Raw genomic sequence first — 15,945 nt, forward strand, 5'->3', positions numbered from 1 at the left:
AGGTTACAGGAGTAATTATGCGATACGCCCTCATTTTCTTGAGCGCTATGTGTATCTGGCCAGCGTATGGCGAAACGCTAAAATGGCCGCGCCTTACCGATCCGAAAATAACATCATGTTCTAACAGTAGCGGCGGCTATTGTGATTCCAGTGTCAGCTATTCCCATTCGGGGACCGGCTTCGACTACGGAGAGCCCCAGATGTCAAAGCCGACGACCACGGCGACCTCGATCAGAGCCTATGGCGTACACTGTGATTACGGGAGTTCTGTACCTGGATATGAAAAACCGTTTTCCGGCTGTGTTTGGAGAACTGATACTGGCTCACATAACCCGACATTAACCGGGAAATGCCAAACCATTGCGGGCGGCAGCTGGGCGCTTACCCAGGACAGCACCTGCGCGACCAGCACGACCTGGACTGGGCACACTGGGGCAGGGCCGGGGGGCGAATGCGTCATGTTTGGCTATATGTCCGGGTCGAGCCTGTATACCCCGTACGGCGTGATAAGCGCGTTGAGCGCAGCGAATGGCGGGGACCGATTCTGCCAAAAGCCGTTGCCGCCCGGTGTAACCTGCGATATCGAATTGCCGAGCCCGCTGCTGGACCATGGGGTGATGGTGCCGACGGCGCGCAGCGTTCGCAAGATCAATGGCACTGTCGAATGTGGCACCAAGCCGAAAATCAGTTTCGTTGGTGGGGATGAGCTCAATCTCGCCGTGGGCATACGCACCAAATTAACGGCACAGCTGACCAATGGCACCCAGCTGGAGATAAGTTCCGATCTCACGACAACGAACGCCGCCGCCGGAGATCATCGCGCCTCTACGGTCCTGGTTGTTTCCCCTTGGTGATGTATTTAAGTTATTTATTCATTGTTTTCTTAGCGTCGATGCGGCTCACCCGATCACGATTGAATGAGATGAATATATTTCAGTTATTGTAACCGTGATTTTTAATCATATTAATCGGGTTGATTAAGTAGGCTATTTTTATTCGTCAGTTATGAGTGCGAACCCCTATTGGGCATCGGCATGACGAAGGGTATGCCACGTTAGTGGTGCCTGCTATCGCGCAGGTCAATATCGTCGTGGAAATTAGCCGCGAAAAATAAGGTCTCTAGAGGAATTGAAATGAATCACCGTTTTATTGTCGCGATTCAGGACAACAACCGTTTTTTTGCTCAGGGGGTAGAACACCTCTTGCGCGACTATTTTACGCGGCACGGTAGGGAGGTGCAGTTCGTGAGGGCGCCTTATAGCGAAATAGTTGACTTGCTGATCCTGACCGAATCGGGAAGGGGAGCATTGCCGCCCTGTCGTCTGATGGATGTTCCCTGGCGTGATGGGCAGACGGCGATCATCACCATCAGGGAGCCGCAGCACCGGCCAGGGATTTCCATGTCTCCGTGTCGTAGTCGCAGGGGGGTTATCGGCCGGCGGGACAAGATATCCACAGTGACCCACCTGATAGATCGGGCGCTGGAGTGGCGGGCCGATGGGGCATTCTTTCAAGCCAGGTGCGAACGCTGCACCCGAACGCTCACCCCCCGAGAGTTTGAGGTGCTGCGCTGCATACACTATGAGCTCGAGCCGGCCCGGGTCTGCCGGCTCCTGCACTTAAGCCCAAAGACGCTCAGCAGCCATAAACGCACGGCCATGCGCAAGCTGGGATTTCAACGTAACCATGAGCTGTATCGATGGCTGCGCCAAGGCGGCCTGGATTTTGAAAAGAGAGTGAAATCGTGAACAGAAGCCTGAGTCCAACACGTTCTATCCTGATGCTGCTGGCAAGCGTCGTCCTGCTGAGCGGCTGCGCCAAAGGCAAGCCGTCCCCCGCAGTGACCCAAAGCGCCGCGGCCGACGAGGTGGTTCAAGCAGAGACGGATCAAACCAAAGCGCAGCGTGAGGCAGACAGACTGACGCAGTGTCAAAAGGAGCTCGAGGCGCTCGAGGGTATCGACCCGGAACGGCAAAAAACGCTGCGCCAGGAATTTGACCGGCTTATGAGCGGGGCGGCGCAGTACGCCGGGTTGCGAACGCGGGTCAACTCGGAGACGCAGGATACGGTGGATGCGCTGTACCGTTACAAGGTTAATCGCATGTGCGCCAACATTACGCAGGCCATGCTGAACGGGCTGGCTGAGCGCGGGGAGCGGCTGAAATGATCCCTGTGCACAATGGGCTCCGTCTGCGCCGGCTGGCGGCTGCATTGGCACTGATCTGTCTGCCGGGTGGCGCGGTGCGTGCGGAGGATGGCGTGCCGGCGTTGCTGCAGTTTGCCGAACAGTACCGCAGCAGCCAGCAGCCGGCGGCGCCCGCGAATCAGCCGGCGGCAGCGCAGAGCAATGCGCCGGCGGCGAGTGATAAGGGTTGGCGCAGCACGCTTAAGCAACGCGAGGAGCAGCTCGGTCAACTGAAGGGCGCGCTTCGCGAGCAGGATAAACAGTTGGCGGCATTGCGCCAGGCGCTCGCTGTAGCGGAAAAAAACGCGCGCCCGGAATCAACGCCGGGCGTCAAACCGGCCGATTTTGTTCCGTTGCGCCAATGGGTCAGTCAGTTGAGTACGGCGGTGCGGGGGACTCCGGATGCTCAGCGAAGCGCCGAGCTTATCACGCAGGCTCGCCAGCAGATGGCGCACAGCCAACAAGCATTGGCCGCCAGTCAGCAGCAGTTGGGGGCATTGAAAATGCGCCTGGATGATATGAAAACGCAGTTGCAGCAGAATAGCGCTCGTGAGCAGCAGGCGCTGGCGCGCGAGGCGGAACAGGATCGGCAGGTGCTTCAGCTGCAGGACGATATAAAAGGGCTGCGCGAACGGGCGAAATGGCTGGTTAAGCCAGAGGAGCTGGCCAAACCCGAGAGGCGCCAGGCCTATGCCGCCGGCAGTGCGCTTGGGCGCGACATCATCGAGATGCTGACTGAGCGCCAGATGTGGGGGATAACTGCCGATCGCCAGACCGTGCTGGCCGGTGTGATCGACGCCTTTTCCGGGCAGTATCAGTTGACCACCGATGTGTTGTCCAGAGCGTTGACGGAGTCGGAGACCGCCGTCGATCGCGCAAGAAGCGCGTTTGGCGAGACTCAGCGGCAAAAGAACGATGCCTTCATCAACGCGTTCAAAAAGGAAAAAGGCGTCATCCAGGCGCCATCCGGCTTTTGGTATCGGGTGGATTATGCCGGTGATGCAGCGCTTGCCGACGATGCCGTCGTCGATGTGGTGGTCAGGGAGTCTTTGACCGATGGCACGGTGATCCAGGACATGGATTTGACGGGGAAGGTGCTGTCGCAGCCGTTGACGGATTTCCCGCCGCTGTTCCGCGAGGCGATTGGCCTGCTGAAAAACCATGGCTCGCTGACGATGGTCGTGCCGCCGGCGTTGGCGTATGGCGAGGCAGGCTATCCGCCCAAGGTGCCGGCGAATGCCACCATGGTATATGAGTTGCGCATCGACAACAGCCGGCCTGCAGATAAGCGATGAGCTTGGGATAACAAGGAGATTGGCAAGGAGAGCGCCCAGGTGATGCCGGTTGCGCGATGCGCCGGCCTTGCTCGGGTATGGCACCAGGGGTGAGAGCGGCGGCGGTTCGACGGGCGTCAGCCGCCGCCCGTAATCATTGCCGTCATTTCTGTCACTATTATCACATAGGCGCCTCGCTGGCCTGTTCCCCGGTAGGCCGGCTCCGCGATTATTCCGATAAAAACTATCGCCAATTAATGAGTTATATCTCCGCGTTCACCACCCGGCATTGAAAAAATTCTCGCAAAAACTCCACACTGTGAAAATAAGATCACAAAAGCGTAACGAAAGGTAAACAAACGCCTCCTATATTGGCTGCTTTGCTTTTGCAAGGGGGCGCCATGCGCAACTGGAACGAACCGAAGAAGAACAAAGCGCACATCGAGCTGATCCCGATGATCGACGTGATGATGTTTTTGCTGGTGTTTTTTGTCTTGATCAGCCTGAACGTCATTCCTGCTCTGGGGCTGAAAACCCAGCTGCCGTCCGCCGGCAGCGCGCAGCAGCTTAAGCCGCAGAAGAAGGCCATCATCACCCTGGGCGCCGATGAGCAGCTGCAGCTGGACGGCCAGCCGATCGCGCTTGACGCGCTGGTCAGCACGCTGAAGCAGCAACAGCAGCAAAATCAGACCACCACCATTATCGTCAACAGCGACAAGGGCGTGGCGGTTGAGCGGCTGGTGGCGGTGATGGACAACCTGCGTCAGGGCGGTTTCTTCTCCGTCTCTATCGCCACCCGGAAGCTGTGACATGTATCTGCTCTATCGTTCACGTCACCTCTTCAGCTGGCTGCCGGCCCTGATCGTCGCCGGCTTTTTGCTGTTCGCCAGCCAGCAGGCGGCGCTGAAAATCCAGCCGCACTATGATGAAACCACCATGGAGCTGGCGTTGGTCGAGCCTGAACCTGCGCCGGCGCCGGAAACGCCGCCGGAGCCGCAGCCCGAGCCGCCGCCGCCGGAGCCTGAACCTGTCCCTGAACCGATCGTGCCGGCCCCGGAGCCGATCGTCGAGGCCAAGCCGGTGCCAAAACCGCAGCCGAAGCCGAAGCCAAAACCGGTAAAGGAGAAGACCAAACCGGTGGAGAAAGCGAAACCGGCGCCGGTGCAGCCCGCGCCGCGCGCTTTGGTCAGCAAGCCGGCGGCACAGCCCGCCCCGGCCGCGCCGAAGGTTAACGCCCAGGCGATCGAAAACGGCTATCTGCAGGCGCTGCGCCGCGAACTGGAACAAACCAAACGCTACCCCAGCGGGCGCCAGGCTTCGCTGGAACGGCCGCAGGGCAACGTCGAGGTGTGGCTGGAGGTCGACCGCAGCGGCCGGGTGTTGTCTTCCGGCATCGCCAGCAAGGCCGCCAACATGCTGCTGAACCGCGCCGCGATGAGCAGCCTGCAAAGCATCAGCCAGGTTAAGGCGTTCCCCAGCGAGGCCTTCGCCGGGCAAACAACCAAAAGATTTACGGCAACATTCAATTATCAGGCGCCTTAGCGCCAGGGTTAATCGTTTGATTTTTATGGGATGCACACAATGAAATCTTTTAATCGATCTGGGATTTATCTGGCGGTGATGTCGGCCATATTACCGGGCGCGGCGCTGGCGGCGGAAGGCACCGACGTCGGCACCATCAGCGTCAAGGGGCAGTCGCTCGGCGGCGGCATGATGGTGCAGGACGACAGCGCCAAGGCGCGATCCACCGTTACCAAAGAGGCGATGGACAAGATGCCGGCGGCGGCCAACGCCATCGACAAGCTGAAGTACACGCCGGGCCTGAACGTCAACAGCAACGACGCCAGCGGCCTGAGCGGCGTCGACTACACCATGCGCGGCATGAACTCGGATCAGATCGGCCTGTCGATGGACGGCATCCCGATCAACGACTCCGGCAACTACGCGGTGTATCCGAACCTGCTGGGCGACTCGGAAAACCTGGAGGAGGTGTTCGTCACCCAGGGCTCCTCCGAGGCGGACGGCCCGCACATCGGCTCCAGCGGCGGCAACATCGGGCTGGTGACGCGCCGGCCGGCGAAAGACTTCGGCGGCTTCCTCAAGCAGACGCTGGGCAGCAACAACCTGAGCAAAACCTTCGCCCGTCTGGATACCGGCGAATACAACGGCTTCAGCAACTGGCTCTCTTATTCGCACACCGAGGCCAAAAAGTGGCGCGGCGAGGGCCGCCTGTACTCCGACAAGTTCGAGATGAACTCGCTGTACGAAGACGGCAACGGCAACAGCAGCAATCTGATCATGAAGTACAACCGCCAGGACAACACCAACTACAACACCCTGAGCAAGGCGCAGTTTCAAAACGACGGCCGCGACACCGACTACGCCACCACGCCGGAATACAACAGCAAGGGGCAGTTGAACAAATACTACAAAATCGAGCGCAACCCGTTCGAGACCTTCACCCTGTCGTTCAGCCAGAAGCTGCAGCTGCGCGACAACCTGTCGCTGACCCTGCAGCCTTATTACTACTGGGGCAACGGCGGCAGCTTCACCGGCCAGACCGCTTCGGTGCTGTCCAGCACCTCCAGCAAGGCCGGGCAGTACGATCTCAGCAACCTGAAATCCAACACCTATTACCGCCCGTCGTGGACCCAGACCTGGCGCCCGGGCATCACCACCAAGCTGAAGTGGGACATCAACGACCAGCACAGCCTGGATATCGGCTACTGGTATGAGCGCGCGCGCCAGCTGCAGACCCAGCCGTTCATCAGCATCAAGGACGACGGCAACCCGGCGCAGATCTCCGGCAAGCCGGGCGGTTCCGATCAGGTGAAAGACGCCAACGGCAACACCGTTCAAGGGCGCAACCAGTACACCATCACCCCGGCGCAGAAGGTGTGGCTGCAGGACACCTGGTACGCCACGCCGGACTGGACCTTCGTCGGCGGGCTGGCCTATCAGTACGTCGAGCGTAAAGGGGATAACCGCGGCAGCCTGACCAACCGGCCGGAAAAACGCGACGCCAAATATCACGAATTCCTGCCGAACTTCAGCGCCAGCTACAAGCTGAACCAGCAAAATCAGCTGTTCTACAACCTGACGCGCAACATGCGCACCCCGCCAAACTACGTGCTGTATAACGTCGGCGATTCGATCAGCACCAAGCCGGAGCTGAGCTGGAACCACGAGCTGGGCTGGCGCTTCCAGCAGGAAGACATGCTGCTGAGCGCCACGCTGTTCTACATGCGTTACAGCGATCGGCAGATCTCCACCACCAACTCGTCCGGCGATTTCGAGATGATGAACATCGGCAACGTGGAGAACAAAGGCCTGGAGCTGGAGTGGAGCGGCCAGCTGCCGCACAACTTCAATTACTACACCTCTTATACCTACACCCAGTCGAAGCAGAAGAGCGATATCGTCAGCAACGGCGGCCTGCCGCTGCCGACCTCCGGCAAGGAAGTGCCGAACGTGCCGAAAAATCTGCTGAACATGACGCTGGGCTATGACGACGGCCTGTACTACGGCAGCGTCAGCGGCAAATACGTCAGTGCGTTCTACGGCGATCTGACCAACGACGAGAAGATCGGCGGCCGTACGGTGTTCGATCTGGCGGCGGGGGTGCATCTGCCGGTAGACAAAAAGATCGTCAAAAGCGCGGCGCTGCGTTTCGGCATCAGCAACCTGTTTGACAAGGAATACCTGACCTCGGTGCGCACCACCACCTTCAACGCGGTGCCATACGGCGGCGTGAAGGCCAGCACGCCGTATTACAACGTCGGGGAAGAACGTACCTTCAGCGTCTCGCTGGAAGCCACCTTTTAACTGAATACCCCGTCGTCTTTCAGGCTGCGGCCTGCAAGACGACGGGCAAGAGGGCCATTGAATGAACGCTAATCTGCTGCACGACATTATTTTCTACGTGATGTACGCCGCGCTGGCGATTGCGCTGGTGATCATTATCGAACGCACGCTGTACTTCGCCTACACCCAGCGCCAGGCGCGCCGCCTGGAACAGGCGCTGACGCCGGAGGTGCGCCGCGCCGCCGATCTGCCGGATGAGGTGACCCAGCGCAACAGCCTGCCGCTGGCGGTGATCGTGCCGGTGCTGGAGCAGAAACACCGCGCCGGCGACCGCGAAGCGATCGGCGATCTGATCGACGCCCAGTACCTGCTGAGCAAGCCGCTGATGGCGCGCGGCCTGTGGCTGCTGGAAACCGTGGTCACCGCCGCGCCGCTGCTGGGGCTGCTGGGCACGGTGATGGGCATCATCGAAACCTTCAAGGCGCTGGCCGCGTCCGGCGTCTCCGAGCCGAGCCTGGTGTCGGCCGGCATGGGTACCGCGCTGTACGCCACCGGGCTGGGCATCGCCATCGCGCTGCTGTGCCTGGTGGGCAACAACTTCCTGCAGAGCCGCATGGAACGCATCAACGAACTGCTGAAGGTGCTGCTGATCCGCGCCGGCGCGCCGGCCAGCCGCCCGGAAAACGACGGCCGCGAGCAATGGGTTGACAGCGGGGCGCCGCGCTATGCCTAATGGCCATCCATCACGGCGGCCGCTGGGCCGCCTTTATCGGGCATTGTGGGGCAGCTGTTTGTTGATATTGAGCCAGAGCGCCGCGGCGCGCTTTGAGATCCCCGGCTATGAGCTGGTCTATACCGCACCGGCGGAAACCGCGTTGCAGGCCGATGACCTGCGCAACACCGCCGAGGTGTGGCGGCAGATGTTCGATGCGGCGAAGACCCGCATCGATCTGGGGCAGTTTTACGTGGCGAACCAGAGCGGTTCGCTGCTGGACGGCGTGTTGCAGCATCTGAAAGCGGCCGGTGAGCGCGGGGTGAAAATCCGCTTCCTGATGGAAGAGAAGGGCGTGCGCCTCTCCACGCCGGAAACGCTGGAACAGCTGAAGGCGATCCCCAATCTGGAGCTGCGCATCATTCCTTACGCGCGGCTGAGCGGCGGCATACTGCACGCCAAGTATCTGCTGGTGGACGGCGAACAGGCGTTTGTCGGCAGCCAGAATTTCGACTGGCGCGCATTGGCGCACATTCACGAAACCGGGCTGCGCATCAGCGACGCCAGGGTGGTGGGGCAGATCCAGACGATCTTCGAACAGGACTGGCAGGCCCAGGCGCTGCTGGCTCAGGATAAGCCGGTGCCGGCGCTGCCGTACCGGCCCGCCGCGGAAACGCCGCAGGGCAACTACCTGGCCGCCAGCCCGCGCGACTATAACCCGGCCGGGGTGATCGATTCGCAGGTGGAGCTGCCGCGCCTGTTGGCTAACGCCAAACAGCGGGTGCGGGTGCAGGTGATGGACTATGCGCCGTTATCCTATGGCGCACAGCACAGCCGGCCTTATTATGCGACCATCGACAATGCGCTGCGCGCGGCGGCGGCGCGAGGCGTGCACATCGAGCTGATGGTGGCCAACTGGAACACCAAAAAGCCGGATATCGCCTGGCTGAAGAGCCTGGCGCTGGTGCCTAACGTACAGATCAAGGTGGTGACCATTCCGCCGGCCAGCGGCGGTTTTATTCCGTTCGCCCGGGTGATCCACAGCAAGCTGATGACCATCGACGGCGAAATCGCCTGGATCGGCACCAGCAACTGGACCGGCGGCTATCTGGACAACTCGCGCAATTTGGAGCTGGTGCTGCACAGCGCGGCGATGAGCCAGCGGCTGGATACGCTGTACAGCCAGCTGTGGGGCAGCGTCTACGCCGAACCGCTGAGGCTGGACTATGACTATCCGGCGCCGAAGCCGGGCGGCGAGTCCTGATTATCAGGGCGCGGTTTACCGCCGCGCCCGTGGTTTTTCACCGCTGCCAGCCGGCCTTTTCCAGCGCCGTCAGCAGCTGTTCGGCGCTCAATCCTTCCGCTCGATGGCCGTTGCCGCTGACGGTATTGGCCGCCAGCAGCGCATTCACGATAGCCTCTTCCACCGCCTCCGCCGCCGCGGCGAACAGCGCCGAAATATAGTCGTTGTTCAGCATGCGCAGCGGGGTGGTGAACGCCCCCTTGTTGGCGTAATCGGCGGGCGGCAGGCCGTCGTTGCCGGTGGCGAAGGCGATGAAGATGTCGCCGCTCGAGTCCTCGGTGCCGCCGCCGGTGCGGGCGATGCCGATGCCGGCGCGCTGCGCCAGCCGCGCGCACTGGTGCGGCAGCAGCGGCGCGTCGGTCGCCAGCGCCACCACGATCGACCCCATGCCCGGGTGCGGCAGCTGCGGCTGGAACGGTGAATGAAGGTGCTTCAGATGCCGCCCCACCGGGTAGCCGCCCACCAGCAACGCATCACGCTTGCCGTGGTTGGCTTGCACGATGGCGCCGACCGTCCAGCCGCCCTGCTCGGCGGGCAGACGCCGCGACGCGGTGCCGCTGCCGCCTTTGAATTCATGGCAGATCATACCGCTGCCGCCGCCCACCGCCCCTTCCTGCGGCAGGCCGTCGCCGGCCGCCGCCAACGCCTGGCGCACGTGCTCGGGTTTGACGTGGAAGCCGTTGATGTCGTTAAGCAAGCCGTCGAAGGTTTCCATCACCACCGGCATATTCCAGTACAGCCCCCGATCGTCTGCCGGCAGCGCTTCGCGCTCCAGTGCGATCAGGCTGTCGCGCACCACCCCCACGCTGTGGGTGTTGGTGAAGGCGATCGGGCTGGTCAGCAGGCCGGCTTCGCGCACCCATTCCAGGCCGGTGGCGTCGCCGTTGCCGTTCAGCACGTGCACGCCGGCAAAGCAGGGCGACCGGCGCGCCAGCCCGGCGCGCGGTTCAATCACCGTCACGCCGGTGCGCACGCTGCGGCCGTCCGCCAGATCGGCATGGATGCTGGCGTGGCCGACGCGCACGCCGGGCACGTCGGTGATGGCGTTAAGCGGGCCGGGCGTGCCCTGGCCGATGGTGATGCCCAGATCCTGCGCGCGTTGCGTCATGGTCATTCTCCTTCTGGTGTAGGTTCAGCTAAGGGGGCCGGCTGGCGGCCGCGCATATAGCTCAGCGTCAGGCCAAAGCAGACGATGCCGGCAATGATAATAAAGTCTTTCGGGCTGCTGGCGATCAAAATCGTCCACAGCACGTACAGGCAGGCGAGCAGCGCTATCGCCACCGGCAGCGGCCACAGCGGCATCAGGTACGGGTGGTGGAAGCGCCGGCGGCGGCGGCTGATCAGCGCGGCGATCGCCATGATGATGTACACCAGCAGCAACAGGATCACGGTAAAGGAGGTCAGATCGCCGAGGTTGGAGCAAAACGCCAGCAGCGCCGAAGGCACGCCGAACAGCAGGGTGGCGACCCAGGGGGTGCCGAAGCGCGGGTGGATGATTTTCAGCGCCCGGTTGACCGCCGGCAGCCAGAAACCGTCGCGGCCGCTGGAGAACATCATGCGGCTGAACTGCGCCACGATGGCGATGATGGCGTTGAACACCGACAGGTAAATCGCCCCGCTGACCACCCGCGCCAGCGTCGGCCCGCCGAGCTGGGTGACCACGTAGCCGACCGGATCGGCTTGCCTGGCCATTTCGCTCAGCGACGGCGAGCCGATCAGCAGCGCGGTGAAGGGCACCAGCTCGACCAGCACCACGATGAACAGCGTCAGCATAATGGCCAGCGCCATCGGCTTGCCCTGTTCGCGCATGTCTTCCGCCATATACACCGCCGCGCCGTAGCCGTTGTAGGAGAACAGCGCCACGCCGACCATCGCGACGATCAGGGGCAGAGAAACCGGCGACAATACCCCTTGCTGATCCAGCATCACCGGCGCGGTGAGGATTGCGCTGCTCTGGTGCGGGTTGCTGAAGCCCAGCCAGGCGATCAGCGCCAGCACCGCCACTTCCACCACCAGGAACGCGCCGGTCAGCAGGGCGTTGGCCTTGATGTTGAAAATGGCGCAGGCCCCGCCGACCAGCACGGTGAGCATACCGGCGGTGGAGGCGTCAAAATCGCTGCCCAGCGCGGTGTTCAGGTAGGGCACAGCGCCGGTGGCCAGTACCGCCGGTACGAACAGCGATGCGCTGAGGATAAACAGATAGGTCTGCAGCCCGCACAGGGTGCCGAACAGCCGCTTGATGATGCTGTATTCGCCGCCGGCGCTGGGGTGTGCGGCACCGAGTTCGGCATAGCACAGGGCGATGGCGGCGGCGACCAGGGCGGCTATCAGAAAAGAAAGGAACGCGCCGCTGCCGGCGCTGGCGATCGCCAGCGGGGCGATGACGAAGATCGAGCTGGCGGGCGTAACGCCGGAGGCGGTAATCATCACCACGTCGAGGACGCTGAGATTACCTTTGAAAGTCTGTTCTGCTGCGGGCTCTTTCATTGTGAATGACTCCATTAACGCGTTAGTGAGTTGTTTTTGCTGTCGGGCACTGTGCAGGAATTAAATGGAGCGCGCGGATCCCAAGCCGCAGCCGGAAATCCATGGGGGATAGTCTTGTTGGCCTCCCCTTAGCCAGACGGGAAGCTGAAGCTGGCGTGCCGGGCGTCGCCGGATGAAGGCCAGCGTTGGGTAATGGTTTTGCGTTTGGTGTAGAACCTGACCGCGTCTGGGCCATAGGCATGCAGATCGCCAAACAGCGAGCGTTTCCAGCCGCCAAACGAGTGGTAGGCCACCGGCACCGGCAGCGCGACGTTGATCCCCACCATGCCGACCTGAATGCGGCTGGAGAAGTGGCGCGCCGCCTCGCCGTCGCGGGTGAACAGGCAGGTGCCGTTGCCGTATTCGTGGGCGTCGATCAGGTCCATCGCCTCCTGCAGCCGGTTGACGCGCACCACGCCCAGCACCGGGCCGAAGATCTCCTCCTGATAAATCCGCATGCCGGGCGTAACCCGGTCGAACAGCGTCGGGCCGAGGAAATAGCCCGCGCCGGGCCGCCCGTCGGCGCCCTGCACCTGCAGTTGCCGCCCATCGACCAGCAGCTCGGCGCCTTCGGCCACGCCCTGATCGATATAACCTTTGACCTTCTGGTAATGCTGCAGGGTGACCAGCGGCCCCATATCGTTGCCGCTGTCGTTGCCCGGCCCGACGCGCATTGCGGCCATCTGTCGGCGCAGCCCGGCGATCAACGCCGCGGCGGTGTCGTCGCCCACCGCCACCACCAGCGGAATGGCCATGCAGCGCTGGCCGCAGGAGCCGAAGGCCGCGCCCATCAGCGCGCTGACCGCGCCGGCGATATCGGCGTCCGGCAGCACCACCGCATGATTCTTGGCGCCGCCCAGCGCCTGCACCCGTTTGTTCTGGCCGCAGCCGGTGTGATAGACGTGCTCCGCCACCGGCGTCGAGCCGACGAAGCTGACGGCCTTGACGCGATCGTCATGCAGCAGCGTTTCCACCGCTTCGCGATCGCCGTTGACCACGTTCAGCACCCCCGGCGGCAGCCCGGCCTCCGACGCCAACCGGGCGATATACAGCGTAGAGGAGGGCACGCGTTCGGAGGGTTTCAGCACGAAGGTATTGCCGCAGGCTACCGCCATCGGCCACATCCACAGCGGCACCATCGCCGGGAAGTTGAACGGCGTAATGCCCGCCACCACCCCCAGCGGCTGGAACTCGCTCCAGCTGTCGATGCCCGGTCCCGCGTCCTTGCTGTGCTCGCCTTTCAGCAGCTCCGGCGCGTAGCCGGCGTATTCGATGTTCTCGATGCCGCGCTGCAGTTCGCCCATGGCGTCGCTGTGCACCTTGCCGTGTTCGGCGGTGATCAGGCGGCAGATGGCGTCGGCATGCTGTTCCAGCAAGGTCTTGAGCTTCAGCATGATGCGCGCGCGCTTCAGCGGCGGGGTGTCGCGCCAGGCCGGGTAAGCCCGTTCGGCGGCGGCGATTGCCCGCTCCACCGTGGCGCGGTCCGCCAGCTGCACTTCCTGCCGCGATTGGCCGGTGGCCGGATCGAACACCGGCTGGCTGCGGGCGCCGCCGTTGGCGGATTCCCCGTTGATCCAATGGGCAATGGTCATGGCGTTTTCTCCTTATTCGGTGGCGTTAATGGCGTCGCCGAGGGCGTTGATCAGCGCATCGATCTGCGCTTCGCTGCTGATGAACGGCGGCGCCAGCTGCAGGGTGTCGCCGCCGTAGCGCACGTAGAACCCCTTATCCCAGCAGCGCATCGCCGCTTCATAAGGCCGGCGCGCCGGCTCGCCCGGCCGCGCCGCCAGCGTAATGCCCGCCGCCAGGCCGAGGTTGCGGATGTCGCTGATGTGCCGACAGCCCTGCAGGCTATGCACCGCCCGCTCAAAATAGGGCGCCAGCGCCTGCACGCGCTCCACCATATGTTCGCGCTGAATGATATCCAGCGTCGCCAGCCCGACGGCGCAGCCGACCGGATGGGCGGAATAGGTGTAACCGTGCGGGAATTCGAGCTGATATTCAGGTTCGTCGGTGGCCATAAAGGTCTGGTAAATATCCGGCCGCACCACCACCGCGCCCATCGGCTGCGCGCCGTTGGTCACCTGCTTGGCGATATTCATGATGTCCGGCGTCACGCCGAACGCTTCGGCGCCGGTCAGCGCGCCGCAGCGGCCGAAGGCGGTGATCACTTCGTCGAAAATCAGCAGGATGTTGTGCTGGGTGCAGATCTCGCGGATGCGCTGCAGGTAGCCGACCGGCGGCACTATCACCCCGGCGGAGCCGGAGAAGGGTTCGACGATCACCGCGGCGATGGTCGAGGCGTCGCGCAGCGCGATAATGCGGTTCAGCTCCTCCGCCAGTTCGGCGCCCTGCTGCGGCATGCCGCGCGAAAAGGCATTGCTGGCCAGCAGGGTGTGCGGCAGATGGTCGGCTTCGGCGCCGGCGCCGAACGCCTTGCGGTTGCCGGCGATGCCGCCGACCGAAATGCCGCCGAAGTTAACCCCGTGATAGCCTTTTTCCCGGCCGATAAAGCAGGTTTTGCCGGCCTGACCTTTGGCCCGCCAGTAAGCGCGCGCCATTTTCAGCGAGGTGTCGGCCGCCTCCGAGCCGGAGCCGGTGAAAAACACGTGATCCAGCCCGGCCGGAGTCATCGTTTTAATCTTGTTGGCCAGCTCAAAGGAGAGCGCATGGCCGAATTGAAACGCCGGCGAATAATCCAGCTGCGCCAGCTGGCGCTGAGCGGCGTCGGTAATTTCCTGGCGGCCATGCCCCAATCCGCAGCACCACAGCCCGGACAGCCCGTCAAAAATCTTGCGGCCGTCCTGGCTGGTATAATAAACCCCCTCAGCCCGGCTGATGATGCGCGGGTTGGCTTTAAAATTTCTATTACCGGTAAAAGGCATCCAGTGCGCCTCTAACCATTCGGCATCGAGTCTATTAATCGGGTGATTTTCAGCAGCCATGTTTTCCTCCGGACAGGAAAATAATGTCGATATATTCAATAACCTGAAGTGTTAATGAAATGTTGTGCAAAATTGACTATGTTCCGCTTCTTCTCTAATGTGAATAATCATATGTCGAAACTTACTTAAGGTTTTATGCAAGTAAAAAAGCGCGCGCTGCTGGGGCAATTGTCGGATATGGATCTGCGTTTGCTGCGGGTATTCAAAGCGGTGGTCGACTGCGGCGGCATGAGCGCCGCCGAGCTGGAGCTGAATATCAGCCTGTCGACCATCAGCAAGCACATCAAGGACCTGGAGCAACGGCTGGGGCTGACGCTGTGCCAGCGCGGGCGCGAGGGCTTTGCGGTTACCGATGAGGGGCTGCTTATCTACCAGGAAACCGTCAACCTGCTGGCGGCCACCGAGGCGTTCCGCCGCGGGGTGGACGAGGTGCACCAGCGCATGGGCGGCCAGCTGCACGTGGCGATATTCGACCATACGGTCAGCAACCCGCAGGCGCAAATAGGCCGGGCGATCGCCTTATTCAGCGAGCGCGCGCCGGAGGTTTCTTTGCAAATGTACGTTGAGCCGATTAATACCATCGAGCGCGGGGTAATTGACGGCCAATTCCAAATCGGCATTATTCCCATGCACCGCAGTGCGGAAAGTTTAGCTTATAGTTCGTTATTTAATGAGAGGATGTTCTTATATTGCGGCGCACAGCATGAGTTATTTTCCGCCAGTCACGACGCGTTAAATTGGGATCTATTGCACAATTACGCCTTTGCCGGATTAGGCTATCATTCGCCGAATATGGAATTAAGCCTGCAGCAGCATTTGCACCGTAAGGCGACGGGGTTTGCCCAGGAATCTATTGCTACCTTAATCCTTTCCGGCAAGTACGTCGGCTTTTTACCGGATCACTATGCGGCCTTTTTTGTCGCGCAGAATATGATGCGGGCAATAAAACCGGCGCTGTTCCGCTACCACTGCGAGTATTCCAGCGTGCTGCGGCGCTCGCCGATCCCGCAGCGGGTGGTGAAGCTGTTCCACGAGTGCCTGCTGGCGGCCCATGGAACAGCCTAGCCTTTACTGGTCTTTCTTCTTGCCGAAAATCTTGAGCAGTACGCCAACCAGAATGCCGATTGCGATGCCGGTGAAAATCCAGCTGATGATACCCATGTCCGATCTCCCGCTATTGCTTTGATCTGATTATA

14 protein-coding genes are annotated in these 15,945 nt (G+C 61.8%); 10 read left to right on the forward strand and 4 right to left on the reverse strand.

Translation table 11 applies throughout. The features are described from left to right. The first annotated feature begins 458 nt into the window (after positions 1–458). The 9 genes from KHA73_RS02495 (at position 459) to KHA73_RS02535 (ending at position 9,239) form a co-directional block, all read left to right on the forward strand. Positions 459–854: a hypothetical protein gene (locus KHA73_RS02495; protein ID WP_234588281.1), complete on the forward strand. Its 396-nt coding sequence runs from the start codon at positions 459–461 to the stop codon at positions 852–854. 279 nt (positions 855–1,133) lie between these two features. Further along, complete coding sequence (locus tag KHA73_RS02500) at positions 1,134–1,748, forward strand: helix-turn-helix transcriptional regulator (protein WP_234588283.1); 615 nt, start codon at positions 1,134–1,136, stop codon at positions 1,746–1,748. 32 nt (positions 1,749–1,780) lie between these two features. Then, positions 1,781–2,167: a hypothetical protein gene (locus KHA73_RS02505; RefSeq protein WP_234591171.1), complete on the forward strand. Its 387-nt coding sequence runs from the start codon at positions 1,781–1,783 to the stop codon at positions 2,165–2,167. Next, on the forward strand, positions 2,164–3,480 hold the full coding sequence (locus KHA73_RS02510) for an FKBP-type peptidyl-prolyl cis-trans isomerase N-terminal domain-containing protein (RefSeq protein WP_234588289.1): 1,317 nt from the start codon (positions 2,164–2,166) through the stop codon (positions 3,478–3,480). Before KHA73_RS02505 ends, KHA73_RS02510 begins: the two co-directional genes overlap by 4 nt. A 380-nt stretch (positions 3,481–3,860) precedes the next feature. Continuing rightward, the gene (locus tag KHA73_RS02515; protein ID WP_234588290.1) at positions 3,861–4,268 is read left to right on the forward strand and encodes an ExbD/TolR family protein; all 408 of its coding nucleotides are present in this window, start codon (positions 3,861–3,863) and stop codon (positions 4,266–4,268) included. A gap of 1 nt (position 4,269) precedes the next feature. After that, positions 4,270–5,001 carry an energy transducer TonB gene (locus KHA73_RS02520; protein WP_234588292.1) on the forward strand — a complete coding sequence of 244 codons (732 nt, stop codon included), beginning with the start codon at positions 4,270–4,272 and terminating at the stop codon, positions 4,999–5,001. A gap of 39 nt (positions 5,002–5,040) precedes the next feature. Next, complete coding sequence (locus tag KHA73_RS02525; RefSeq protein WP_234588294.1) at positions 5,041–7,284, forward strand: TonB-dependent receptor family protein; 2,244 nt, start codon at positions 5,041–5,043, stop codon at positions 7,282–7,284. Positions 7,285–7,345: 61 nt separating this feature from the next. Continuing rightward, positions 7,346–7,996 carry a MotA/TolQ/ExbB proton channel family protein gene (locus KHA73_RS02530; RefSeq protein WP_234588305.1) on the forward strand — a complete coding sequence of 217 codons (651 nt, stop codon included), beginning with the start codon at positions 7,346–7,348 and terminating at the stop codon, positions 7,994–7,996. Continuing rightward, positions 7,989–9,239, forward strand: coding sequence for a phospholipase D-like domain-containing protein (locus KHA73_RS02535; RefSeq protein ID WP_234588307.1), 1,251 nt, complete (start codon positions 7,989–7,991; stop codon positions 9,237–9,239). The genes KHA73_RS02530 and KHA73_RS02535 overlap by 8 nt, the downstream gene beginning before the upstream one ends. A gap of 37 nt (positions 9,240–9,276) precedes the next feature. On the opposite strand, the gene KHA73_RS02540 is transcribed toward KHA73_RS02535, so the two are convergent. From KHA73_RS02540 to KHA73_RS02555, 4 genes are all read right to left on the reverse strand, one after another. Further along, entirely contained in the window at positions 9,277–10,386 is a 1,110-nt protein-coding gene (locus KHA73_RS02540; RefSeq protein WP_234588308.1) for a DmpA family aminopeptidase, read from the reverse strand. Between the two features lie 2 nt (positions 10,387–10,388). Continuing rightward, positions 10,389–11,765: an APC family permease gene (locus KHA73_RS02545; protein ID WP_234588309.1), complete on the reverse strand. Its 1,377-nt coding sequence runs from the start codon at positions 11,763–11,765 to the stop codon at positions 10,389–10,391. Between the two features lie 128 nt (positions 11,766–11,893). After that, positions 11,894–13,396, reverse strand: coding sequence for a CoA-acylating methylmalonate-semialdehyde dehydrogenase (locus KHA73_RS02550; RefSeq protein ID WP_234588311.1), 1,503 nt, complete (start codon positions 13,394–13,396; stop codon positions 11,894–11,896). A gap of 12 nt (positions 13,397–13,408) precedes the next feature. Further along, positions 13,409–14,749: an aspartate aminotransferase family protein gene (locus KHA73_RS02555; protein WP_234588313.1), complete on the reverse strand. Its 1,341-nt coding sequence runs from the start codon at positions 14,747–14,749 to the stop codon at positions 13,409–13,411. Between the two features lie 135 nt (positions 14,750–14,884). Here KHA73_RS02555 and KHA73_RS02560 point away from each other — a divergent pair, with 135 nt between their 5' ends. Beyond that, on the forward strand, positions 14,885–15,814 hold the full coding sequence (locus KHA73_RS02560; protein ID WP_234588314.1) for a LysR family transcriptional regulator: 930 nt from the start codon (positions 14,885–14,887) through the stop codon (positions 15,812–15,814). Positions 15,815–15,945: the final 131 nt, after the last annotated feature.

Origin of the sequence: Serratia entomophila, assembly GCF_021462285.1 — a bacterium.
Taxonomy (GTDB): domain Bacteria; phylum Pseudomonadota; class Gammaproteobacteria; order Enterobacterales; family Enterobacteriaceae; genus Serratia; species Serratia entomophila.